This window comes from Pontibacter korlensis (assembly GCF_000973725.1).
Taxonomy (GTDB): Bacteria; Bacteroidota; Bacteroidia; order Cytophagales; family Hymenobacteraceae; genus Pontibacter; species Pontibacter korlensis.
Genome location: NZ_CP009621.1, coordinates 4968280 through 4990565, shown reverse-complemented (window position 1 = coordinate 4990565; position 22286 = coordinate 4968280). Strand labels below are relative to the sequence as shown.

17 protein-coding genes are annotated in these 22286 nt (G+C 50.1%); 9 read left to right on the top strand and 8 right to left on the bottom strand.

The annotated features are described in order from the left end of the window. Window positions 1-26 precede the first annotated feature (26 nt). Window positions 27-1571 (top strand): RagB/SusD family nutrient uptake outer membrane protein, encoded by a 1545-nt coding sequence (locus PKOR_RS21385; RefSeq protein ID WP_046313399.1) that lies wholly within the window; start codon window positions 27-29, stop codon window positions 1569-1571. A 19-nt stretch (window positions 1572-1590) separates the two neighbouring features. Further along, a complete protein-coding gene (locus PKOR_RS23810; protein WP_052739009.1) occupies window positions 1591-2607 on the top strand; it encodes a cadherin repeat domain-containing protein in 1017 nt (338 codons plus the stop codon). An 80-nt stretch (window positions 2608-2687) separates the two neighbouring features. Here the strand turns inward: PKOR_RS23810 and PKOR_RS21375 are convergent, their stop codons facing one another. Continuing rightward, a complete protein-coding gene (locus tag PKOR_RS21375; RefSeq protein ID WP_235336925.1) occupies window positions 2688-4355 on the bottom strand; it encodes a M28 family peptidase in 1668 nt (555 codons plus the stop codon). Window positions 4356-4557: 202 nt separating this feature from the next. On the opposite strand from PKOR_RS21375, the gene PKOR_RS21370 reads away from it, so the two are divergent. Continuing rightward, entirely contained in the window at window positions 4558-5739 is a 1182-nt protein-coding gene (locus PKOR_RS21370; protein ID WP_200897399.1) for an acyl-CoA dehydrogenase family protein, read from the top strand. A 5-nt stretch (window positions 5740-5744) separates the two neighbouring features. Then, window positions 5745-7271, top strand: a complete 1527-nt coding sequence (locus tag PKOR_RS23805) for a sensor histidine kinase (RefSeq protein WP_052739008.1) — start codon at window positions 5745-5747, stop codon at window positions 7269-7271. Between the two features lie 52 nt (window positions 7272-7323). Here the strand turns inward: PKOR_RS23805 and PKOR_RS21360 are convergent, their stop codons facing one another. From PKOR_RS21360 to PKOR_RS23800, 7 genes are all read right to left on the bottom strand, one after another. Then, on the bottom strand, window positions 7324-8274 hold the full coding sequence (locus PKOR_RS21360; RefSeq protein ID WP_046313397.1) for a radical SAM protein: 951 nt from the start codon (window positions 8272-8274) through the stop codon (window positions 7324-7326). Next, window positions 8271-9008: an ABC transporter ATP-binding protein gene (locus tag PKOR_RS21355; protein WP_046313396.1), complete on the bottom strand. Its 738-nt coding sequence runs from the start codon at window positions 9006-9008 to the stop codon at window positions 8271-8273. Before PKOR_RS21355 ends, PKOR_RS21360 begins: the two co-directional genes overlap by 4 nt. Then, complete coding sequence (locus PKOR_RS21350; protein WP_046313394.1) at window positions 9008-9769, bottom strand: ABC transporter permease; 762 nt, start codon at window positions 9767-9769, stop codon at window positions 9008-9010. The genes PKOR_RS21355 and PKOR_RS21350 overlap by 1 nt, the downstream gene beginning before the upstream one ends. Continuing rightward, entirely contained in the window at window positions 9762-10640 is an 879-nt protein-coding gene (locus PKOR_RS21345; protein WP_046313393.1) for an ABC transporter permease subunit, read from the bottom strand. Before PKOR_RS21345 ends, PKOR_RS21350 begins: the two co-directional genes overlap by 8 nt. Then, a complete protein-coding gene (locus tag PKOR_RS21340) occupies window positions 10603-11820 on the bottom strand; it encodes an ABC transporter substrate-binding protein (RefSeq protein WP_046313391.1) in 1218 nt (405 codons plus the stop codon). Before PKOR_RS21340 ends, PKOR_RS21345 begins: the two co-directional genes overlap by 38 nt. 292 nt (window positions 11821-12112) lie before the next feature. Further along, window positions 12113-15169 carry a TonB-dependent receptor gene (locus PKOR_RS21335; RefSeq protein ID WP_046313390.1) on the bottom strand — a complete coding sequence of 1019 codons (3057 nt, stop codon included), beginning with the start codon at window positions 15167-15169 and terminating at the stop codon, window positions 12113-12115. 115 nt (window positions 15170-15284) lie between these two features. Next, window positions 15285-15971: a TIGR04282 family arsenosugar biosynthesis glycosyltransferase gene (locus PKOR_RS23800; protein WP_158453815.1), complete on the bottom strand. Its 687-nt coding sequence runs from the start codon at window positions 15969-15971 to the stop codon at window positions 15285-15287. Between the two features lie 542 nt (window positions 15972-16513). Between PKOR_RS23800 and PKOR_RS21320 the strand changes: the two genes are divergently transcribed. The 5 genes from PKOR_RS21320 to PKOR_RS21300 are packed head-to-tail and all read left to right on the top strand — an operon-like array spanning window position 16514 to window position 22235. Next, window positions 16514-17896, top strand: coding sequence for an NAD(P)/FAD-dependent oxidoreductase (locus PKOR_RS21320; protein WP_046313386.1), 1383 nt, complete (start codon window positions 16514-16516; stop codon window positions 17894-17896). Between the two features lie 9 nt (window positions 17897-17905). Beyond that, window positions 17906-19450 carry a 4Fe-4S binding protein gene (locus PKOR_RS21315; RefSeq protein WP_046313384.1) on the top strand — a complete coding sequence of 515 codons (1545 nt, stop codon included), beginning with the start codon at window positions 17906-17908 and terminating at the stop codon, window positions 19448-19450. After that, window positions 19450-20907: a cellulose synthase family protein gene (locus PKOR_RS21310; RefSeq protein ID WP_046313382.1), complete on the top strand. Its 1458-nt coding sequence runs from the start codon at window positions 19450-19452 to the stop codon at window positions 20905-20907. The genes PKOR_RS21315 and PKOR_RS21310 overlap by 1 nt, the downstream gene beginning before the upstream one ends. Window positions 20908-20910: 3 nt before the next feature. Then, window positions 20911-21273, top strand: a complete 363-nt coding sequence (locus tag PKOR_RS21305) for a hypothetical protein (RefSeq protein WP_046313380.1) — start codon at window positions 20911-20913, stop codon at window positions 21271-21273. A gap of 41 nt (window positions 21274-21314) precedes the next feature. Then, window positions 21315-22235 (top strand): hypothetical protein, encoded by a 921-nt coding sequence (locus tag PKOR_RS21300; RefSeq protein WP_046313379.1) that lies wholly within the window; start codon window positions 21315-21317, stop codon window positions 22233-22235. Window positions 22236-22286 lie beyond the last annotated feature (51 nt).

The window sequence follows — 22286 nt, the reverse complement described above, 5'->3', positions numbered from 1 at the left end:
CAACCGCTACTTAAATTGAATCAAGTATGAAATCGCTGATAAAAAGAAGTCTGGTAGTTTTAGGCTGTGCTACTATGGGAGTATTCTCCTCCTGTACAGACCTTGACGAAGAAGTATACTCAGATTATACAGATAAAAACTTCCCAACCACACCGGAGCAATATGCAGCCTTAACCGGACCAGTATATGTTGCGGCACAAAAGTTCTTCGACAACAACTTTTACGACTTACAGGAGACAAGTACAGACGAAGTGGTAGTGCCTACCCGCGGAGGTGACTGGTTTGACGGAGGAAAGTGGAGAGCCATGCACTTCCATACCTGGACTCCTTCGCACGAGCTTATGCGCAACTCCTGGGACTGGGGCTTTAACGCCATTGGAACAGCCAACCGTGTACTGAAGCAATTGGAAACAGCGCCAGAGTCTGACAACAAGCGCCAGACCATTGCCGAGGTGAAGACAATGCGTGCGTGGTACTACTTCAACATGATGGATGCCTTCGGGAACATACCGGTTGTAACCACTTTTGATGATAACGCAGCCGCTCCAAAGCAAATGCCGAGGGCAGAAGTATTCGCCTTCATCACCTCAGAATTGGAGGAGAACCTGGAGAACCTGACGGAGGAAGTTAGCCCAACCACCTACGGCAGACCAACCAAGTGGATGGCCCACACACTGTTGGCTAAGCTGTACCTGAATGCAGAGGTGTATGCAGGGCAGCCACAGTGGGATAAGGTGGTAGAGCACACAGATGCAGTTATCAACTCAGGTAAGTATGCGCTGGAGTCTAACTACTTCGATATGTTTAAGGCCAACAACGGCCCGCAAAACAGAGAGCCTATCTTCTCCATTCCGTTTGATGCAGTGAAGGCAAAGGGTAACCTGCTGTACAACAAAGTACTGCACTATGCACACAGAAATACATACGGCCTTACCACCAACCCATGGAATGGCTGGACGACCACCCCTAACTTCTTCAACCTGTTTGCTGATGAAGACATACGTAAGCAGCAGTGGTTATTTGGCCAGCAGTATAACGCCAGCGGCGATCCGCTTATCTACAACGGTGTAAACGTGGTGCTGGACCCTTATTTTTTCCCAGCCTTTGATGTTGGCGGCGAGGATGACCTTGGTCGTTTGGCGGGAGCGCGTAACGTAAAGTACCAGCCAGATGAAAACGCCGTGAACTACAACGCGAACAATGATGTGGTAATCTTCCGCTACGCCGACGTGCTGCTTATGAAAGCTGAGGCGATCCTGAGAGGTAGCTCCCTTGGTTCAGCCGGTGAAGCCCTTAGCCTGGTTAATCAGATCCGGGACAGAGCGTCTAACAGCAACCCTGACTTCAGGTACACAGCCGCTAACCTAACGTTGCAGTCTATCTACAACGAAAGAGGCCGTGAGTTTGCCCTGGAGATGACCCGTCGCACCGATATGATCCGCTTCGGAAGATTCGAGGATGAGATTCTGTTCAAGCCTGCTAACCCAGGTGAGACGTATAAGCGCATCTTCCCGATTCCTGCTACAGCACTGGCATCTAACCCGAACCTGGTGCAGAACCCTGGTTATTAATCAAAATCATTTCTAGACAATGGAAAGAGTAAATATCCTATACAAACTGCTGGCGCTGCTATCTCTTAGTGGTGTTATGCTGATGTTTAGTTCATGTGACGAGGTAGGTCATGAGCTGGACGAACTAGTGGTGTCGCTGGATGCGCAGACACCGGATACGGTATACTTTGGTGAAAGCTTTGAAGTGAAGCTACTGGCAAACCAAATGAAGGAGGTGCAAATCTCTCTGTCCCATAAAGACAATCCTTCCGAGAGCGTGTACTCAGAAACGATTGTAAATGAAAACAACAGCTTTGCGTTCAGCACTGAGATTGAGGTTCCGGAAGACGGATCCTGGAATGGCGACTATATACTGAAGGCCGTTGCTACAGGCAATGGTGCCCAAACTGAAAAGAGCAGGCCAATTCATTTCAAGCCTTCTCCTGTACAAAATTACTTCCTGGTGGGCGGTTCTTCTGTAGCAGGTTGGGAGCCAGCCAATGGTATCCAGTTGAAGCGTTACACCAAAGAAGAGGATGGTATTATAACAGAATGGTATGATGTTTTCGGGTACTTTACAGTAGATGGCCACGGGTTGAAGGTACTGCCTACCACCACTGGTTGGGACGGCGGCTATGGCGCTAAGAAAGGAGCTCCAGGCACGTTGGATAATACCGGAGATGCAGACAATATCACTGTACCGGAAGATGGCTTTTACCGCTTGCGCATTAATCCTAAAGCAGGAACTTATGAGCTGGTGAAGTCTAACTGGGGCATAATTGGAGATGCCACCCCAGGTGGTTGGGATAATGACACTGACATGACACTGGTTTCGGCAAGCAAGGGCAAGTACGAGTGGACAGCCACTATAAACCTGCAGGCAGGAAAGGAATTTAAGTTTAGAGAAAACGACAAGTGGGATATAAACTTAGGCCTGGATGGTGCTGGACCGCAACTGAAGTATGACGGCGGCAACGTTCGTGTTGATGCAGACGGACAGTATGTGGTGAAGTTGAACCTTAGCCCAGCTGGCTATACCTACACCATCAGTAGATAATTATTTTCATACAGTGTAAACAGAAAAAAAGCCGGAAGCTGATGCTGCCGGCTTTTTTTCTTTAGGAAGGATTACTTTTGCTACTGTACATTTCCGAAACGCGTTCCGAAGAAATCGTCCGGTTTCCAGCTTGGCCTTTCTGCATCCTGTGCCACCAGGTAGCCAATCAGGAAGTTAAGCTGCACGTACTTTTTGGCGGCATCAAAATCAAACACACCACCTTCCAGACTGTCCTGTGGTTTGTGGTAATATTTCTCGCGCCATACTTTTACCTGCTGGTCGAGGTTGTTTTTACCATCGGCCGTTTTGTTGCCATACTTAATGTGCAGAGCCGGTACGCCCTGCGTTACAAAGCTATACTGGTCGCTGCGCACGAAACGGTTCTGCTCCGGCTCCGGATCTTCCTCCACATCCAGACCTAAAAAATTGCTGGCCTGTTTCACCTCTTCCTCAAGCGATGAATGCGCTGCACCCAATGGCACTACAGCTAATAGTGGTGCAATCAGCGTAGGCATGTCGGTGTTAACGTCTGCCACCATCTGTGCGGCAGGTACCGTAGGATGCTTGGCAAAGTAAGCCGAACCCAGCAAACCCATTTCCTCGGCAGTAACCATCACAATTAGGATTGAACGCTTTGGTTTGTTCTTTACCTTAGAATAAATGTTGGCAATCTCCAGAAGGCTGGCTACCCCAGAGGCATTGTCATGAGCACCGTTGTAGATAGAATCGCCATCAATCGGTCTGCCGACGCCTACGTGGTCGAGGTGGGCACTGTGCACGACGTACTCGTTTTTGAGTACAGGGTCAGAGCCTTCAATCTTGCCTACCACATTATAGCTTTCAATGTCTTTGTAGCTGCTGCTATAGCTGCCCTTTACGCTGAAAGGAAGTGGGGCTGAGGCAGGGTGGCCGCTGCGGATGGAAGCAACTGTCTGTGGTACATCAACGCCTGCACCGGTCAATACCTTTTGCAGGGTGTTGTTGTTTATCATCCCCAACATTTTGATGTCTTCGTGATAGCTGCGCGAAGCGGCTACTTTTCCATCAGTTCCCATCACGCTGCTTATACCTCTGGAGAAGTTTGGTACTCCGCCATTCGGGTTAGCAGAACCAACCAACACGCCTACAGCGCCATGCTCAGCTGCAGTTTTCAGGATGGTCTGCATGTCCATGCTGTAAGAAGATACGGTAGAAGGAAAGCCTTCCGGAACACCGCGCAGGATCACGACTACTTTCCCTTTGGCGTCTATGTTAGCATAGTCGTCGTAGTTCATGTCGGGGGCACTGATGCCAAAACCTGCAAATACTAAGGGAGCATCCAATGTTACCTGTTCCTGACCTGGGTTTGGGTAAAAAGCAAAGTCACGCCCATCCACCAGGTTCTCGGGGGCACCTGAGTTGGCGGTTAACTGCAGGGTAGCATTAGGATTAATGGTGGCCGTGCGTAAGCGCACGGTTTGCAGGTATGTGTTGTCCTCACCGGCTGGCAACACGTTCAGCTTCTTAAACTGATCCGTTACATAATCTACAGCCATCTGGTAACCAGGAGTGCCCGGTTGGCGGCCCAGCAGTTTATCGTCGGCCAGGTAGGCAATGTGTTCCCTGATGTCAGCGGGCTTTACCTTCTTCATGGCCTTAGCCACAGGTTTCGGTACGTCGGCCGTTTGGGCAAAGGCAGCCGTGGAAACCAGTGCCAGGCAAAGGCCCGCCGCTATACTTTTAATTTCCATACTTTTTAATTTGATCATACTGTAAATAAAAGCATAAAGTACAGGTAATGCTACATAGCCTGGGGCCACACTGAAAAAATAGTGAAATAGCTGTATCAAGGAAGTCTAAAAAACAGTATGCAGGTGAAGCAGCCGGTGTATAAGAATCTGGCAAAATCGGATTTTGTATAGTTAGCTTGTGCAATTAGATGTACAATTTTTTACCTGACAGCCCTAGTTGATGGCACTGCCAAATTATATGACAAATGTGAGTTTAGATAATACGCTTGACCTGATCAGGCAGATAGCAGAAAGCACAGTAAGAGATGAGGCTGTTGTTGTCGATCAGGAGGCTAAGTGGCCTGAGCAAAGCATGCGCACGCTACAGCGGGAGGGGGTGGCAGGTTTTGTTGTACCTAAAGAAAGCGGGGGCTTGGAACATGGCCTGATGGGATTGGCAAAAGCTTGCGAAACCATTGGCGAGGAATCTGCCTCCGCAGGACTCTGCTTTGGTATGCACTGTGTAGGCACGGCTGTAATAGCTGCCAAGGCTACTGATTATCAGAAAAAGCACTTTCTGGAGCCAATTGCCGCCGGAGAGCACATCACTACATTGGCGCTGAGTGAGCCAGGAACAGGAGCACATTTTTACTTCCCGCAGACGCAGCTGTTGTCGTTGTCGGAGGATGAATATGTGCTGAGGGGGAAAAAAACGTTTGTGACTAATGGTGGCAAAGCCGACTCATATGTAGTGTCTACCATGGGAGTTGACCCTGATGCCATGCAGCACGAGTTCTCGTGTATGGTGGTGGAAGCTGATCGCCAAGGATTGATATGGGGAGAAAAGTGGGATGGCATTGGTATGCGCGGCAATTCTTCGCGCAGCCTTACACTCGATAATGTAAAAGTGCCGTCAAAAAACCTACTGGGCGAGCAGGGTGACCAGCTGTGGTACGTGTTTCAGGTCGTGGCCCCATACTTTCTTACAGCTATGTCGGGCACATACCTGGGAGTGGCACAGGCGGCATTTAACGAGGTGCGCGAACACCTGCAAAATCGAACATATCGGCACGATGGCACATCGTTAAGTCAAAACCAATTGCTGCAGCATCGCCTTGGTTCTATCTGGGCTAAAATTGAAAGGACCCGTCAACTTATTTACCACGCTACCCGCCAATACGATAGTGGAGATCCTGCAGCTGTACTCACCATCATTTCGTCTAAAGCAGAAGTGGCGCATTGTGTGGTGGATGTCGTAAACGAGTGTATGACGCTGGCCGGAGGCATTGCTTACCGGGAGAACTCTAAGCTGGAGATGCTTCTGCGCGATGCCCGTGCAGCACACGTAATGGCACCCACAACTGATATACTTTATACCTGGTTAGGTCGTACCCTGCTGGAACAACCTATTCTTGATAGCTAAGCACGATGATGGAAATTCTGTATACCGGCCTGCACCCCTCCACACTTGGCCTCCTGAAAGTAAAGCTACAGGAGCAGGAAGTGGCATTTAATGAGGTGCCGGAAAATGCAGTAAAACAGATGGATGGCGACCTGAAGAACTATAGCGTGCTGCTGGTAGGAGAGGAGGTTGGTAATCCTGTGCGGGTGGCTCAGGAAGCGTATGCCCGGGATAAGCACCTTTCTGTACTGCTGATAAACGATGAGCGAAATTTTGTGCGTGTAAAGCAGTCGCTGCAGTTTTCTCCCTTCATCGGGCCTACCGTAGTATGTGTGTCCAATCAAGTGCAGGAGCGATTGGTGGATATTGTACAGGATGCAGTGCAGCGAACTGAACAACGGCGTAGTTTCCAGTACATCCGTAACTCGGTTGTGCCAGCCATGAACATTAGTGCGTCTGCCCTTGAGAAAGTACGCGGAGACTATACCGCAAAAGTATTGGAGGAGGCGCCTATTGGGGCCGTGCTTTTGTCAAAGTATGGCAGGGTACTCACTATCAATACCTATGCTGCCCACCTGTTCGGAAAGACGGAGCGTGAAGTGCTGGGTACGTCGCTTTTATCAGTTTTTCCGGAGGAAGTGCAGAAAGAGGTAGAAAGGTTTTTGTACCAGAGCCCCATCTCAGAGCCTAAAAAGGTGTTTGAACTGAACCTGCAGCGAGGGCAAAAGTATTTGGAGATCTCTCTGGCAGAGGTTGATGATCGTAATACAGACAAGTTCAAGATTCTTATCATGAACGATATTACGGCAACCATACACGCTCAGCAACACACACAGGCACACCTCGAGGAACTGGAGAAAGTGAATGCTAACCTAAAGCGGGTCAATACTGATCTGGATACATTTGTGTACACAGCATCCCATGATCTAAAATCACCGATACTTAACATCGAAGGGCTTGTCCATTTGCTGGAAATAAGCCTAGGCGAAAGGAAGAAAGATGTGGAAGTTGAGCTGGAGCATATCAAAGCCTCTGTGCAGCGCTTCAAGAATACGGTGGAGGACCTGACTGAAGTAGCACGGATACAGAAAAGCTTTGAGCAGGAAGCTAGCCTACTACAGATTGATAAACTGGTGGAGGATGTAAAGAATTTGATCTCTTTCGAGATTTCCTCATCGGGTGCAAAGATAGAGCTCGATTCGCTGGAGGCGCCACAGGTGGTTTTCTCAAAGCGCAACCTTAAGAGCATAATTTATAACCTGCTTAGCAACGCCATCAAATACCGCTCTCCAGACCGGGAACCGCACATTAAGATCAGGACCTGGCAGGAGGGAAGCAACTTCTTTCTGCAGGTATGGGATAATGGATTAGGCATACCCTTCAAAAAGCAGGAGAAAGTATTTGAGCTGTTTAAGCGCCTGCATGCCCATGTGAAAGGGACAGGCATTGGCCTCTATATTGTGAAGCGCATCGTGCAGAACAATGGCGGAAGTATAGACCTGCAGAGCACCGAAGGCGAAGGTAGCGTTTTTACGGTGCGGCTTAAAGTATAATTTCGTACTAGCAGGAATCACTCGTGCCATGTTTGTGCTTTCCTAATCAGTCTTAGATGCCTCTCTGGCATCCGCCGCAACTTCGCTCTACTTGTTCTTCCTGGTAATGCTTTTCAAAAAATTCATCGCACCACAGGCAGATGTTTTTCAATTGTGCTGTGCGCTCCTTGGCAAACGCCTCTGATACACCTATACTCTCACCTAGTTGCAGCGGCTTGCCTTCGTTAATTTTCTGCCAGATTTCTGATTTAGAAACGCGTTGCAGCACATCAGATACTTTTTCTGAACGGGCATCACCGAGTGGGACTTTGGTGCCGGGGCAGCAGGGGTTAATCTTCCAGAGCTGGATGGAGATTTCCTGCGGAATGTCTTCGGTACCTGTTAAGAAGCCTTTGCCACCGGAGAGGATGGCGCAGAAGTTATGCTCCGGATCTTCTTTCCAGAGGCCTTTTTCGTAGGCACGGCCGCGCGCCCAGTTACCGCCCAACCACATGTCGATGGTAGCGCCCCAATAGCCCCAACTGGCCCTGTGTTTAGTGATGTAGGTGTCTTTTGCAATAAGCGGGTCTTTGTCATTTCCGTTCACGCCACGGCTGGCGAAAATATCGGCCAACTGCATCAGGCGGCCTCCGGCATGCTTATGGTAACGGTCTATACTGGCTATGTCGAAGCGGGTTACGCCTTTTTCCAGCAGCGTGTCCAGAATCTGCTCATTCAGCAAATCACCGTTGGTCTGCAGCATGATCTGCACCCGGCCCTGGTAACGCTCCTGCAGCCTATCCAGAATTTTGTAGAGCAGCTTTTTGTCGGCCAATGGCTCACCACCTGAAAGGATTAGCCGGTCCATGCTGTCAGGCAGGTTGTTGATAATAGCCATACACTCCTCCTCTGAAATGCGCTCTCCGTGAGGACCTGAGTTATTGTAGCAGTGGTCGCAATGGTCGTTGCAAAGCTGTGTAAACACCCAGTATACTGATTCGATATGGTTGAAATCTTGTGTCATGGCTGATAGGTAATCTTTTGATCAATGGTGTTCCAGAATGCCAGTTCATCGCGCACGCCAGTTTGTGGGTCTTCAATAAAAGCCTCTCTGGAAGTATAAAGTTGCAGTTTGCCAGCCGCCATGTAAGCAAACTGATCGCCCACAAGCAGCGCCTCCTTTACATCGTGTGTTACAAACAGCGCTGTGATACCGTATTTCCTGGCCAGCCGCAGAAACAATGTTTGCATGTTGGCACGAGTATGGGCATCGAGGCTGGCAAAGGGCTCATCGAGCAGCAGCACACGGGGCAGAAAGATGATGGCCCGGCCAAAGGCCACCCGCTGCCGTTGTCCGCCCGACAGCTGTGACGACTTTTTCTGTGCATGCTCCTGCAGCTCCAGCTCCTGCAGCATTTGCTGTACTTTTTGCTGCACTTCGGCATCGGCTTCTTTCCGAACACGCAAACCGTAGGCAATGTTCTCAAATACGGTGAGGTGGGGAAACAGCAGTGGCTCCTGGAACAGGTATACCATCTCCCGCTCGCGTGGTGGCACCGCACCCATACTTTTGCCGGCCCAGTTTATACTTCCTGCATCTGTGGGAAAAAGTCCTGCCACGGCTTTAAGCAAGGTTGTTTTGCCGCAGCCCGAGCGCCCGAGCACGGCCAGCACCTGCCCCTGCGGCAGTTCCAGCGACACCTGGTCGAGCACTGTTTGTGAGCTATAGGCTTTATGTAGGTTTTGTATCGACAGCATCAGATTCCTCTAAAAACGAATTTTTTGTTGAGCCACAGCAAAAGGGCAGGAGGCAACATGATTAGCAGCGAAGCCAAGGCCGCATGAAAAATGTTGGCTTCATTCACATACTTAAACACTAAGATGGTGAGTGTTTTTACCTTTCCCAAACCGATGAACTGCGTTAGGCCATACTCGAACCAAGAGATAAGGAAAGTTTGGAAGAAACAGATCAGCAGCATAGGAGTGGCTAAAGGCAATAAAACATTCTGTAAGGTATAAACAGCGGATGCGCCCAATGTTTGCGACTGTTGCTCCAGCTGCAGTACCTCCTGGCTCCAGAAGCTCTGGAAGAAAATTACCGCGAATGGAAAGGCAAGTATAAGCTGGCCCAGTAGCACGCCAATTATCTCGCCACTCATTCCTGTTAATAAAAAGAACCGCTGCACCAGAATAGCCAGCACCACCGGCGACAGCACAAAAGGCCAGTAAGCCAGCAACAGCCAGCGGTTTCTATACTTTGCCTGAGCAATTTCTTTGCTGATGATAAAGCCAGCCAAGGTCGCCAGTGCCGCGACGCCCAAACCAAGTATAAGCGAAAGCAGCAGTCCCACCTGCAGCTCGCTTTGCCCCACCAGTAGCTCCTGCCAATTGCTCAACGTGATGCGCTGCGGTAAAATGCTGGGGTAAAACCACGCCTGCCCCACCGATAGCAACCCGAAAAACAGGAAGGGCAGCAAAATAGCCGCGGTAAGTATGGCAGTTAGAATTTTCCTATGCATGGCGCTGCAGTTTTTTAAGGCTGATGGCAAGGGTAAGCAGCACAAACAAGGTAAAGGCTACGCTAATAGCATAACCCTGCGGGATGTCGAACAGGTTGAAACGCTGAAATTTCTGTACTGCCAGCACTGACACCATCTGGTGTTGCTGACTGCCAATGAGCAGCGGGATTTCGTAGGAGCCAAGTATAAAAATAAAGTACAGCAAAAGATTTGGGGCAGCAGTTTTGAGCAGCGTAGGTACAGCAATATGCCTGACAAAGTATGATTTGTCAGCACCCAGGTTAGCCGAGGCTTCTTGCAATTGATCTAAGTTTTGCTCTTGATAGATAGCATGTAATAGCAGCGTCAGGAACGGCACTGCCATCAGCACATGAGCCAGTATAATGCCAAAGCCAAAGGTATCGTGTACCAGGTTCGGGAACTCCTGCAGCTCAGTTATCACCCCAAAGCTATACGCTACCCGCGATAGTAAACCTGATTTGGTGAGCAGCTGAAATACTAGAAAACCCATGACCATGGCCGGTATCGTCAGCGGTAAGTACAAAAGGTAACTCAGGGAGCCACTGCGGAGGCTTCTCTTGAAGTATAAGGTTAGGAACAGGGCAACTGCGGTGGCAATGGTGATGGCAACTAGGGCAATATAAAGGCTGTAGGCCAGGGAGTGGAGGAAGGGACCGCTCTCCAGTACCTGCTGCCAATGCTCCAGGCTAAAGCCAGTGCTTAAGGCACCCGTTAAGCCGAAGCTGTAGGCCAGGCCGTAGAGCAGCCCTCCCGCCACTGGCAGCACCGCCAGCAGCAGGAAAAGAATGCGTAGGTATATACCAGCGCCTGCCCTAGTTTTGCTCGATAACCTCTCTTCTAAAATCGTCATACAAACGGATCATGTAGTCGGGTGCCAACTCTTCGAAAGCTTTGTTTTGAATAGCGGCTCTGTCGGGAGCATGCTCGCGGGCTGGAATGTTTTGGAATTTCTCTTGCCATTCGGCAGGCAGCTTCTCTGTTGCCAACACGGTGCCATCGGCCCAAACCTTAGGGCTTGCTTTCTGGTACTGCGCCTCCGGCGACTGCAGAAAATTGATTACCACCAGCGCTCCCGGCAGGCTGCCCGACTGCTTCATAATGCCCAGGTAGTGCGTGTTCTGGATAGTACCAGGTTCCGGCACGTAGGCGCGTGAACTCTCCGGAAAAACACCCTGGAAGATTTTGTTGTCTACCTCGCCGTCGTTATTGCTGAAAGTAAAGTTCACCTCTCCGTTGGCATACAGCTGGTGCAGTTGCGAAAGCGTAGCCGGAAAAGTCTGCCCCTGCTTCCAGAAGTATGGCTTCAGGTTGTTAAGCTTCTGCCAGAGTTGTTGGCTATACTTTTTATACTTTGCTTCGTCAAATTCACCAGCCAATTCTCCTTTTCCGGCCAAGGCTATCATCCAGGACTTGAGCAAGGTCATGCCGGTAAATTCGTTAGGGATAGTAAAGGTGCCGGGATTGCTTCTAACGTAGGTTTCCAGTTCTTCAAAAGAAGCGGGTGGCGTTTTTACCTTGTCAGCATTGTAGATGAAAGCCAGCTGCACATTGCCCCAAGGTGCTTCCATTCCCTCCACCGGTTGCTGAAAATCGCGGGCAATGTAAGGGTTCTGCCAGTTCACGTATTGGTTGTTTGGTAGAAGCTCTGTGAAAGGACCGTAAAGCGCGTTGAGCTGGCGCAGTTGGTAAAAGGTTTCCCCGTTGATCCATGCCACATCAATTTCACTTGTTTCTTTGCCTGTTTCTTTCTCGCCTAAAGCCAGACCTACAATATCCTTTCCCTGACCGGAGTTAATGTTGAGCGTGATGCCATACTGCTTCTGTAGCTGCGGCTTCACATAATCTTGCATATACTTGTTGATGAGGGGGTCGCCCTGCCACATCATCATCTGCACAGTGGTACCTCTGGCCGCCTGCTCTATACTTGCCCAATCAGCCTCCTGCACGTTCAGTTGTTCTTGCTGGGTACTGTTTCCGCAACTGCTGCATAGCAGGGTGAGGAGTAGTAAAAATATATTGATGTTCTTCATGTTTTATACTTTTCCCCTCCCTGTACTAAATCAGGGAAGGGGAGAAGGTCTATAGTTTTATATTTTTTGCCGCAGGCCTACTACCGCCTTTCTAATTAGTGACCCTAGGATTCTAGTTTTGACGGCAGTAACGTAGGTGTCATTTTGTAAAGAAACTTGGTGGAAATAGAGGGTCCTTTTCCCGGGAGTTTGATCCTATGCTACTCGCCTCCAAAATCCTTTCATGATGACAGTTAACCTTAAACTCAGCCCCCATATCGAGCAACTTTCTAACTTTTTAACTCTCTAACTTCTAAAATACATACCTTAGCCCAAACTGAAACTGGCGGGGAGGGGCAGCGTTACGTCGTACCAGCACGCCACTGCTGGCAGGTCCAACCTGAATCTGGTTGCTTTGGGTGGCATTGTTGCTATAGCCGCTCAGGTTTTCAGCGTTGAAGAGGTTAAGCACATCAGCCCGAAACTCCAACCCATTCGATTTACCAGCTCCGAAAGGTATAAAATACTGCACACTTGCATCGAAGGTGTTGGACCAGGGCAGTCGGTCGGAGTTGCGTTCTTCGCCCGGTTGGCGGTCGGAGTTGCCAACATAAGCATCGCCAAAGGCAGAGCCATCGCCGTTCAAATCGTTGGTGAAGATGGGGTTACCGTTAGCGTTCAGTACAGGGTTACCATCACGACCGACGATCATATATTGGGAGGCATCCGGAATCCGGTTTATCGGCTGGCCACTTTGCAGGAGGGCAGCTACGGTTAGTGTCAGGTTCTGAACCGGGTAATAGTTGTAAATAGCATTGATGACGTGGCGTCGGTCGTTGATGCTAGGCCCCCATTCAGCTTCAAAGTTATTCGCGTCCATTGCCCGGAAGTTAATATCCTCAGTGTTATTTTCGAGGTACGATAAAGTATAAATCAGGCGGTAGGAGAACTTATCATCGGCCTTGTCCTTCTGCAGGTTAAAGCTGGCAGCGTAGTAGTTACTTTCCCCTTCAGATTCTGTCATTACCAGGTTTCTTGCCACGCCTTCTACACGTTCCCCATCAATAATAGCATAGTTACCAAAGATGGATAGCGGGCGTGTTTCGTCGGCCCAGGTGCTGCTGCGTGCAATTCCTTCTTCCTGGCTGCGGCTGTAGTCCCATGCGGCGGGAGCATTAAGGTTAACTGTACGGAAGAGGTTTCGGCCACGGTTATACACCAGGTCCACATAAAATAACTTATGGGTAGCCATTTGCAGCTGGTAACCCAGCGAGAACTGCTGCGTGTACGGGTTATCATAGCCGTTCGGGTTAAGGATGCGACGCTCATTGCTGAAAAGATTGCGCTGCTCTGCAAAGCTCTCTGCCGGTGGCCCCTGCAAGTACCTGTAAGGTAAACCAGCGTTATTACTTTGCCCCACAGTTAAATTGCCGTTAAAAGTCACCCGGTCCAGATCGGTATCAGCGGGTAAAACTCCCTGCTCTACAAAATAGGCTAGCTGCTCTTTGAAAACTTCTGAGTTGTTGTTCTGCTGCAGGGCATCGCTATAAACAGTGTATAAGATTTTGTCATAAAACAAACCGAAACCGCCCCGGATGGTGCTGTTGGGCGTGAGTTGATAGTTAAAGCTAAAACGTGGTGCCAGGTTATTATAGTCGCCTTTGTCGTTACCACCCTGTGAGAGATTGTCGTAGTCGTAGCGCAGACCTAAGTTCAGGTTCAGGCGCTCAGTAGCCTGCAGTTGATCCTCCAGGTACAAAGTATAAATATTCTGCCGCTTACCAAAGGAGGTTGGTCGCAGTTCTACTGCATAGTTCGTTACCAGTACATCCGAAGGAATGTCGCTTATACTTAAACCAGCTCCCAAGTTTGCTGTGCGTAGGTTTCCTAACTGTGCCTGCGTGAGCTGCACGGTATAGCTGCCATTGGGGTTGCCACCGCCAAAAAGAGCATGGTCGGTGCTCAGAACTTCAGCTCCGGCTTTGAAAGAATGAATGCCCCTCGACCAGGTGGCTTTCTGCTGTGCCTGCCAGGTATGCTGTAAACTTTCGAAGGCGTAACCCGGATGCCCCAGCACGGCTGCTGTTTCTCCGGTAGGCCCTAGCACGGTTACATCCGGACTAGTTGGGTTCTCGGGCTGCGCATAATCCCAGCGGAAGCGGGCATACTGCAGGTTTGTCTCCAGCGTCAGGTTACCCGAAGTATACACGTTGGTGCTGGCCAGGTTGAGCGAGTTACGCACCTGATCACTTGCAGCGGAGGGAAAATTCAAACCACCTGTTAAACCTCCAGCTTGCCTGCCAATACCTACAATGCCCACGTTAGCCCGAACAGCTGAGTGGAAGCGATCGCCCCAGTAATGGTCTATCTTACCGGAGAGGTAGTTGAAGTAGTTCTTGCCGCGCACGGTTTCGTTCACACCCAAAGCCGGACTGCGCAGGATATTATCCTTCAGGTCAGTGGTATGCTCGTAGTTAAGGAAGTAGAACGTTTTATCACGGAATATAGGCCCGCCCACACCAAAGCCTGCCTGGTAGCGCTGGAAACCATCTTTTACCTGGTTACCGGATAAATCGCGCTGGGCGTAAGGAGATGAGGCATCCAGAAAGCCGGGGCGTGTAAGAAAGAATGCCTCACCCTGCAGCTCGTTACTGCCCGAGCGAGAGGTAATATTGATGATGCCATTGCCCGTGTTACCAAACTCTGCGGAGTAATTGTTTGTAAGCACCGACACGTTTTGCACAAAGCCAATGGGTATGTTAAAGCGGGAGCCTCCCAGGAACTGCTCGTTGTTATCCAGCCCGTCGATAAGGTAGTTGTTGAACAGCGGGTTGGCACCGTTTATACTTACATTGGGTGCTTCCGGGAAGAAGCCCGTGGCCTGTGTTACGTTAGGCAAGCGGTACAGCATGCGAGACACATCACGCCCCTCCACAGGCAATTCGCTTATCTCTGCAATTCGCATCTCCGACGACACCTCCGCATTGTACATGTTGATACGCGTGGTGCTTGGGGCATATACCGTTACACTTTGTAGGTCTACCTCCCTTTTGAAAGGCACAACCAGTGTAACAGTGCGCTTGAAGTTAGAGCGTAGCACAACAGGCTCGGAGGAGACAAGCGTATAGGTGTCGTTTTCAGCCGACAGAATCGTATAATTTCCGGCTGTATTGAGTCCGCTGAAGGTAGCAATGCCTTTGCTGTTGGTGGTTCTGGTGGCGCTGAAGCCAATTGCTTCGTTGGTGGCTGTAACTTGCACGTCCGGCACTGGCTCCAGTTTGGGGTTTAGTACCGTCACCTCAATTGCCCCTTGTGCAAAGGCTGTGGCCATGGGTATAAGATACCCGAGTATGAGTAGAAGATGTCTCATGCGCGTGTAAAAGCGTTGTTAGCTGGTATGAAATATTAGAAAAGGCATAGCTTGAAGTATGAATATACCTCAAGTGAAACACCTCTCGTTGCTTTTATCAAATCCTTTGTTGGTTTCAGCTAACAGGAGGGCCGCGCAAGCCTGTAGCGGCCGGAATGGCCAGAGGAGAAAAGGAAACAGAAGGTATAAAGGGAGCTTTGGTGAAGCAAAGCAAAGTACGGAGCCAGATGACTAAAGGCCCTAAAGCATAATCGGCGCTTAGAGAAAGTATATCTTCAGCGTTATCGGCATCAGCAAGTACAGGAGCAAGTATAGTGGTGGAGGCAGATAGTGTTTGCTGTTGTAGTTCCTCGAAAACCAGCGATGTGTTCCAGGAGATAGCCTTAAGGTTAAGCTGAGGCAGCGTATGGCGGTGCATGCCCATCAGGTACACGCCTCCGTCAGTAGCTTTGCCGAAAACAAAGGAGTGCTGCTGTAAAGCATCGGCGGCGGCACGTAAAGTAGCCGGCGTCAGTCCGGGTGTGTCGTTGCCGAGGCAGATGACACTGTCGTAGCCTCTTTTCCAAACTTGTGTGATGGCATCTTGCAGCCGCTCCCCAAAAGTATTGCCTTGCTGTTTGTCTGAACCAATGATCACCAGCGGCAACCCTGTTTGCTCAACCAGCATTTTGGTGCGCGAGATCAAGGCAGAAGCTATGGCCTTGCTTTTGTTCAGGCCTCTGCAAAAGGACTTTACACACGCCTCCTCTGCAGAGGTGCGGGTAAAAAGTAAAATGGCGGTATGTGCTCTTGCAGGCTTCAAACTTCTATACTTTACAGGAATCGCTGTAAAATGTTCCTGCAAATATAGTATAATACAAATATAGCCCCTGTTGTGCATTGCATTCCCCTCCTTGGCCAAGGAGAGGAATGCTGTTCAAGCTGCGTCAACCTTGGCTACCTGAACCTGATCCCAGTCCTTGGGTGGGGGTAGGGGTCCTCGACAAAGAGCGCCTTGTGCATGTTGCAGTGCCCGTCAAGGGCAGCCCGCAGCGGAGCGAGGAGCAGCTTCAGGTACACCGCGCAATGTCCTTATCGAGAGCCCTACCCCCAGGACGAGGCCCCGCGGCCTTGAGTGCACCACATGTAGAGTTGGAACAAGTAGGAAGTAAAGCTGGAGATGAACAGTGGCTAACAGGAAAAGCGTACATCACAACACAGAAAGCGTAGTATATCTTAACTTCACGCGCCTCAATTTCCAGAAAAATGCCAAAGCAACTGTATTTTTAAGGTAAATTTGAGAAGTGAGCTGTTATAAAAGAGAAAGATCAAAGTAACAGCCTCATTCAAAGACGTACCACCTTTATGCGTGAAACCAAGCCAACAGGTGATTTTTGTAACCGTACCCCGGGCCGCCGCATCGTTATCATCGGCAATGGGATATCGGGCGTTACCTGCGCGCGCCATATTCGCAAGCGCGATAATGAGGCACACATCACGATCATTTCCGGCGAAACAGAGTACTTCTTCTCCCGCACCGCCCTGATGTACATTTACATGGGCCAGCTCAAGTACGAGCACACCAAGCCTTACGAAGATTGGTTCTGGGAGAAGAACTGCCTCAACCTGGTGCACGATTGGGTGACAAGTATAGATTTTGAGAACAAGGAGCTGCAGCTACAGCAACAGGCGCCGTTACAGTATGATATCCTGATCCTGGCGTTGGGCTCTAAGCCCAACATGTTCGCCTGGCCGGGCCAGGAGCTGCAGGGCGTGCAGGGGCTTTACGCATACCAGGATCTGGAAAGGATGAATGAGAGCACCGCCAATTGTCAACGTGCTGTGGTAGTAGGCGGTGGCTTAATTGGCATCGAGATGGCAGAAATGCTCCTGAGCCGCAACATTCCGGTGACTTTTCTGGTGCGGGAAGAAGGTTTCTGGCGAAGTATACTTCCAAAAGAAGAGTCGGAACTGGTGATGCGGCACATGCGTGAGCACCAAATAGATTTGCGCCTACAGACAGAACTGAAAGAGATAATTGATGATGGCACTGGTCGGGTAAAAGCGGTGGTAACGACAGCGGGGGAGGAGATTCCTTGCCAATTCGTGGGCTTGGCCGTCGGGGTGCATCCGAATATCGAGTTGGTGCGCAACTCGCCGCTGGAAGTTAACAAAGGCATCTTAGTAGACCAGTATTTCGCCACCAACCTCCCCAACGTATTTGCCATAGGCGACTGTGCCGAATACCGCGTGCCGCTGCCCAACCGCCAAAGCGTGGAGCAGGTGTGGTACACCGGCCGCATGCATGGCGAAACGCTGGCGCATAATCTCACGCATCATCCGGTTAAGTATAACCCTGGCCCGTGGTTTAACTCGGCTAAATTCTTCGATATAGAGTATCAAACCTATGGGATGGTGCCGAATAAGTGGAACGAGCCAGTTCAGTCGTTTTACTGGAAACACGATGATGGCAGAGTAGCGTTCAGGGCTTTGTTTAACGGGAACGATAAGCGCCTACATGGAGTAAACGGCCTTGGCATGCGCCTGCGCCATGAGTTTTTTGACCAAGCTTTGCGTGAACATTGGACGGTGGAGGAGGTGCTGGTAAAACTGCACAAAGCCAACTTCGATCCTGAATTTTACAGTAAACATCACCGCGACATACTGCAGGCTTACAACCAGCAGTGTGGCACAAATCTGGAGCCGGAGAAGAAAGAGAAGGGGCTGCTGTCGTTTCTGGGGTGGTAAAGGAATTTTATGAAGTTAATTCAAAAAATAGGCTTAGGTATATTTCTGTTGGCGCTGCTGTTGTTCAATGCCTTGCTTTTTATGGGGCAGTTTGAGCTAACAGAACAACAGCTTCAGCAGAACATTAAGCCGGAGCATGTAGAGGTGCTGCAGCAGCAGGTGCAGCCGATGCTGGGGAAAACGTATACTTCCAGCTTCGCGTTTGCTACCGATTTTAACCGCTACCTCGATAACTACAACGAAGAACAGCAACGGAGCAAGCAGTGGGACCGGGTAATCTGGGACGATTATGCCTTTGCGTTAACCAAGGTTGCCAGCCAGGGCTTTGTGGAGAGCAACAAACTGCTCTTGCTGCTCCTGACAGTGGTATTGGGTGCAGCAGGAGCTTTACTGTACATCCTGCCGCAGCACAGGGGCGAGCCTGCCGGTGTGCGGAACAATGGCATCATGTTCTCCTCCAACAAGTCGCGCGGCGTAGTAGGAATAACCATTGGCCTGTACCTTACGGCTATTTATGTGTTGCTTTACTGGTACCCGGAGTACATCGTTAACTGGACCTTGCTTGTTGATCCGCTTAGCTATGCCTTGTCTGGAGGTCCGGCCAGCCAATGGTTTTTCTACGGCACCCTCTACACCTTGGCCATTGTGGTGATGGGCGTGCGCATGTTCCGCAAGTACAAAGGCAATAACTATCAACTGGTACGTACTTCGTCAGTTATATTTTTCCAGCTGAGTTTTGCTTTTCTGCTACCGGAGATCCTGGTGCTGCTCAACTACCCGTGGCAGGACCTGAAGAATATCTGGCCCCTCGACTACGATTTCTTTTTTGACTATAGCGTTGCCAGCATGCTAGGCAGTGGCAGCGTGGGTATGTTCATGTTTATCTGGGGCATTATACTGGTTATACTGGGCGTGCCGCTGTTTACTTACTTCTATGGCAAGCGCTGGTACTGCAGCTGGGTGTGTGGCTGCGGAGGTCTGGCCGAAACCGCCGGCGATCCATACCGTCATCTCTCCGACAAATCATTGAAAGCTTGGAAAGTGGAGCGCTGGATGGTATACCCCATACTCGTTATCATTACAGTTATCACCCTTGTCACCATTGCGAATTATTTTGTTGAGTTTGCCTTGCTGGAGCAGTCTACTGGCGTGTTGCACCAATGGTATGGCTTTCTGATAGGCTCTGCTTTTGCCGGGGTGATTGGAGTAGGCTTTTATCCTTTGATGGGCAACCGCGTGTGGTGCCGCTATGGCTGTCCGTTGGCGGCATATATCGGTATTGTGCAGCGCTATAAATCCAGGTTCAGGATAACGACCAACGGAGGGCAATGCATCTCCTGCGGTAACTGCTCTACCTACTGCGAAATGGGCATCGATGTGCGTTGGTATGCACAGCGGGGACAGAATGTGGTGCGGGCATCTTGTGTTGGCTGCGGTATTTGCGCCACCGTTTGCCCCAGAGGCGTACTAAAGCTGGAAAACGGTCCGGAGCAAGGCCGAATTACTGACATTCCTGTACTTACAGGGAATGACTCGATTAAGGTACTGAATTGATGAAGTTGCTGCTTATACTTTGCGTTGTCCTCTACGGACTCTCCATGCTGTTTATATTGCTTTACAGCCTGGCGCAAGCGCACCTGCTCTACCGTTTCCGCCTATTTCTGAGGCAGAAGAGGCCCACGCTGCCAGCACCCAAAGTATGGCCACTGGTAACAGTGCAGCTGCCAGTATACAACGAGAAGTATGTAGTAGAGCGACTGATTGATGCTGTTGCCGCCTTAGATTATCCTGCCGATAAGCTGGAGATCCAACTGCTCGACGACAGCGACGATGAAACCACCGCACTCATTCAGCAGAAAGTACAACAGTACCTGCACCTGAACCTGCAGCACATCCAGAGGCAGGACCGCAGCGGCTTTAAGGCAGGTGCTTTAAAGTATGGTTTGGAGCTGGCCAAAGGAGAGTTCATTGCTATTTTTGATGCTGATTTTGTGCCGGATCCTCTCTTTCTGAAAAAAACTATTCCATACTTTGCTGATGCTAAATTGGGTATGGTACAAACACGTTGGGCGCACCTGAACAAGGAGTATTCTGTACTTACACGGCTGCAGGCACTGGCGCTGGACGCACATTTTTTTGTGGAGCAGGTGGGCCGAAACAGCCAACAAGCCTTCATCAACTTTAATGGTACCGGCGGTGTATGGCGCAAAACAACCATACTGGATGCCGGCAACTGGCAGGACGATACCCTGACCGAGGATCTTGACTTGAGCTACCGCGCCCAATTGAAGGGCTGGCAGTTTTTATACTTGCCCGAGGTGGAGTCGCGGGCGGAGCTGCCGCCTGTGATGAGTGCCCTTAAATCGCAACAGTTTCGCTGGACCAAGGGTGGGGCAGAGTCGGCTGTGAAGCACTTAGGCACGGTGCTGCGCTCTGAAAAACCGCTACAGACAAAGTACCACGCGCTGGCGCACCTGCTCAATAGCTCGGTATTCGTGGCCGTGCTGGTAGCCTCGCTGGCAAGCGTTCCGTTGCTTTGGGCCAAGGTGCACTACCTGCTTCCTGTCCAAGCTTTTCAGGCTGCAGCCGTTATGCTGTTCAGTTTTATTGTCATCAGCTTAGTTTACTTTCAGGCTGATGCTTTTGGTAAAGCCTCGGGCAGAGGAAGTTTTCTTTTATACTTCCCGCTCTTCCTTTCCATGTCAATGGGGTTGGCACTGCACAATGCGGTGGCGGTGTGGGAAGGCTGGACGGGCCGGAAATCACCCTTCATCCGGACGCCAAAGTTTAACCTGGAGGGGCGGCAGCAAAGGTGGCAGGATAACTTTTACCGCAGCCTGAAGATACCCTTTACCACTTACCTGGAGGGGCTGTTAGGCCTGCTGTTCCTGGGTGTGGCTGCCTGGGGCGTTGTGCAGAAAGAGTATAGTTTGCTCATTTTCCACAGTATGCTGGCTCTGGGCTACCTGCTGGTTTTCTACTATTCTTTTCAGTCTTACAGAAGGATCTGATTTATGAAACCGAAACTCCTTTTTGTCTACAACGCCAAAACCGGCTTTTTTAACAAGCTCACAGATTTGACACATAAAATCGTTTCGCCCGGCACCTATCCCTGCAGCCTCTGCGCCCTTACTTATGGTAAGTTTAATATGTTTGAAGAGTGGGCAGAGTATATCGAAAATTTGCCGCTGGAGGTGGAATTTCAGTATAAAGATGAGTGGCAGCACCGGGATGTGTATGACCAATATCCGCTGGTGGCGCTACAAAGGGAGCAAAAACTGGAAGTACTGCTACGAGCTGAGGAACTGAATGCCATGAAGACGCTTGAAGAGCTGAAGAACCGTTTAAATGAGGTACTGCAGCGTGTACCTTCCTGATCTATCTTAAGCTCTAAATATTATACTTATACCTGATTGCCATGCTGAAACACCTGCCATACTTTGCCCTGCTTATATTTTTGTTTGGCTGTAATGCTGCCAACTCAAACTCTGGTGGCTCCCGAAGTATAGATTATGATGCCTTTGGAGACTACTGGTACCAAGGCAAGGCCGAGCTAAATTCTTATGCACTGGAGCAGTACCGCTATGGTGAAAAGCGGGACGGGGAGGCGGTGCTGATCTTTGTAACAGAAGACTTTTCCAAAGAGAAACAAGTGAAACTGGACGACCCGCAGGCCAATGAGCGGGATGCGCAGAAAGTACTGAAGCTGAATCTTACCAAAAAGTTCGTCACGGGTATTTATCCGTACTCCATGATGCTGTCGGTGTTTACGCCGGTCTACGAAAGCATTCCGTCGGTAAAGGTCACAGCTAGTGTGCAGGAGTGGTGCGGGCAAACATATACGCAGCTTAACCGGCAGAATGGTAAATATAATGTGCGGCTGTTTTCCTACTTCGAGAACGAAAGCGACCAAAATCTCACTATCGATGCCATTCCGGAAGACAACCTCTGGACACTACTGCGCCTGAACCCGAACCAGGTACCTACGGGCGAGGTCAGGCTCATACCCGGCTTGCTAGACCAGCGCCTGACACATGAGCAACTGGAGGCAGAAGACGCAAACATAAGTATAAGTGAGGCCGAGAATACCATGGCAGACTTTAATGCATCGGGCCTGAAGGTGCTGACAGTAAAGTATAAAAGTTACCCGCGCACCTTGCGCATCTTTTACACTGCAGCCTTCCCTTATGAGGTTGCTGGTTGGGAGGAAGTACGCGAGCTTAAAAACGGGCAGCAGGAAGTAAGCCGTGCCACCCGCAAAGCCAAAATGATTACCGACTACTGGACCAAGAACAGAACAGAGTTTGAGCCTTTGCGCAATGAACTGCAGCTGAAGTAAAGTTGCCTCCTGCAGAAAGTTAGCGAGGTACAGCATGAAGTATCTTATAGC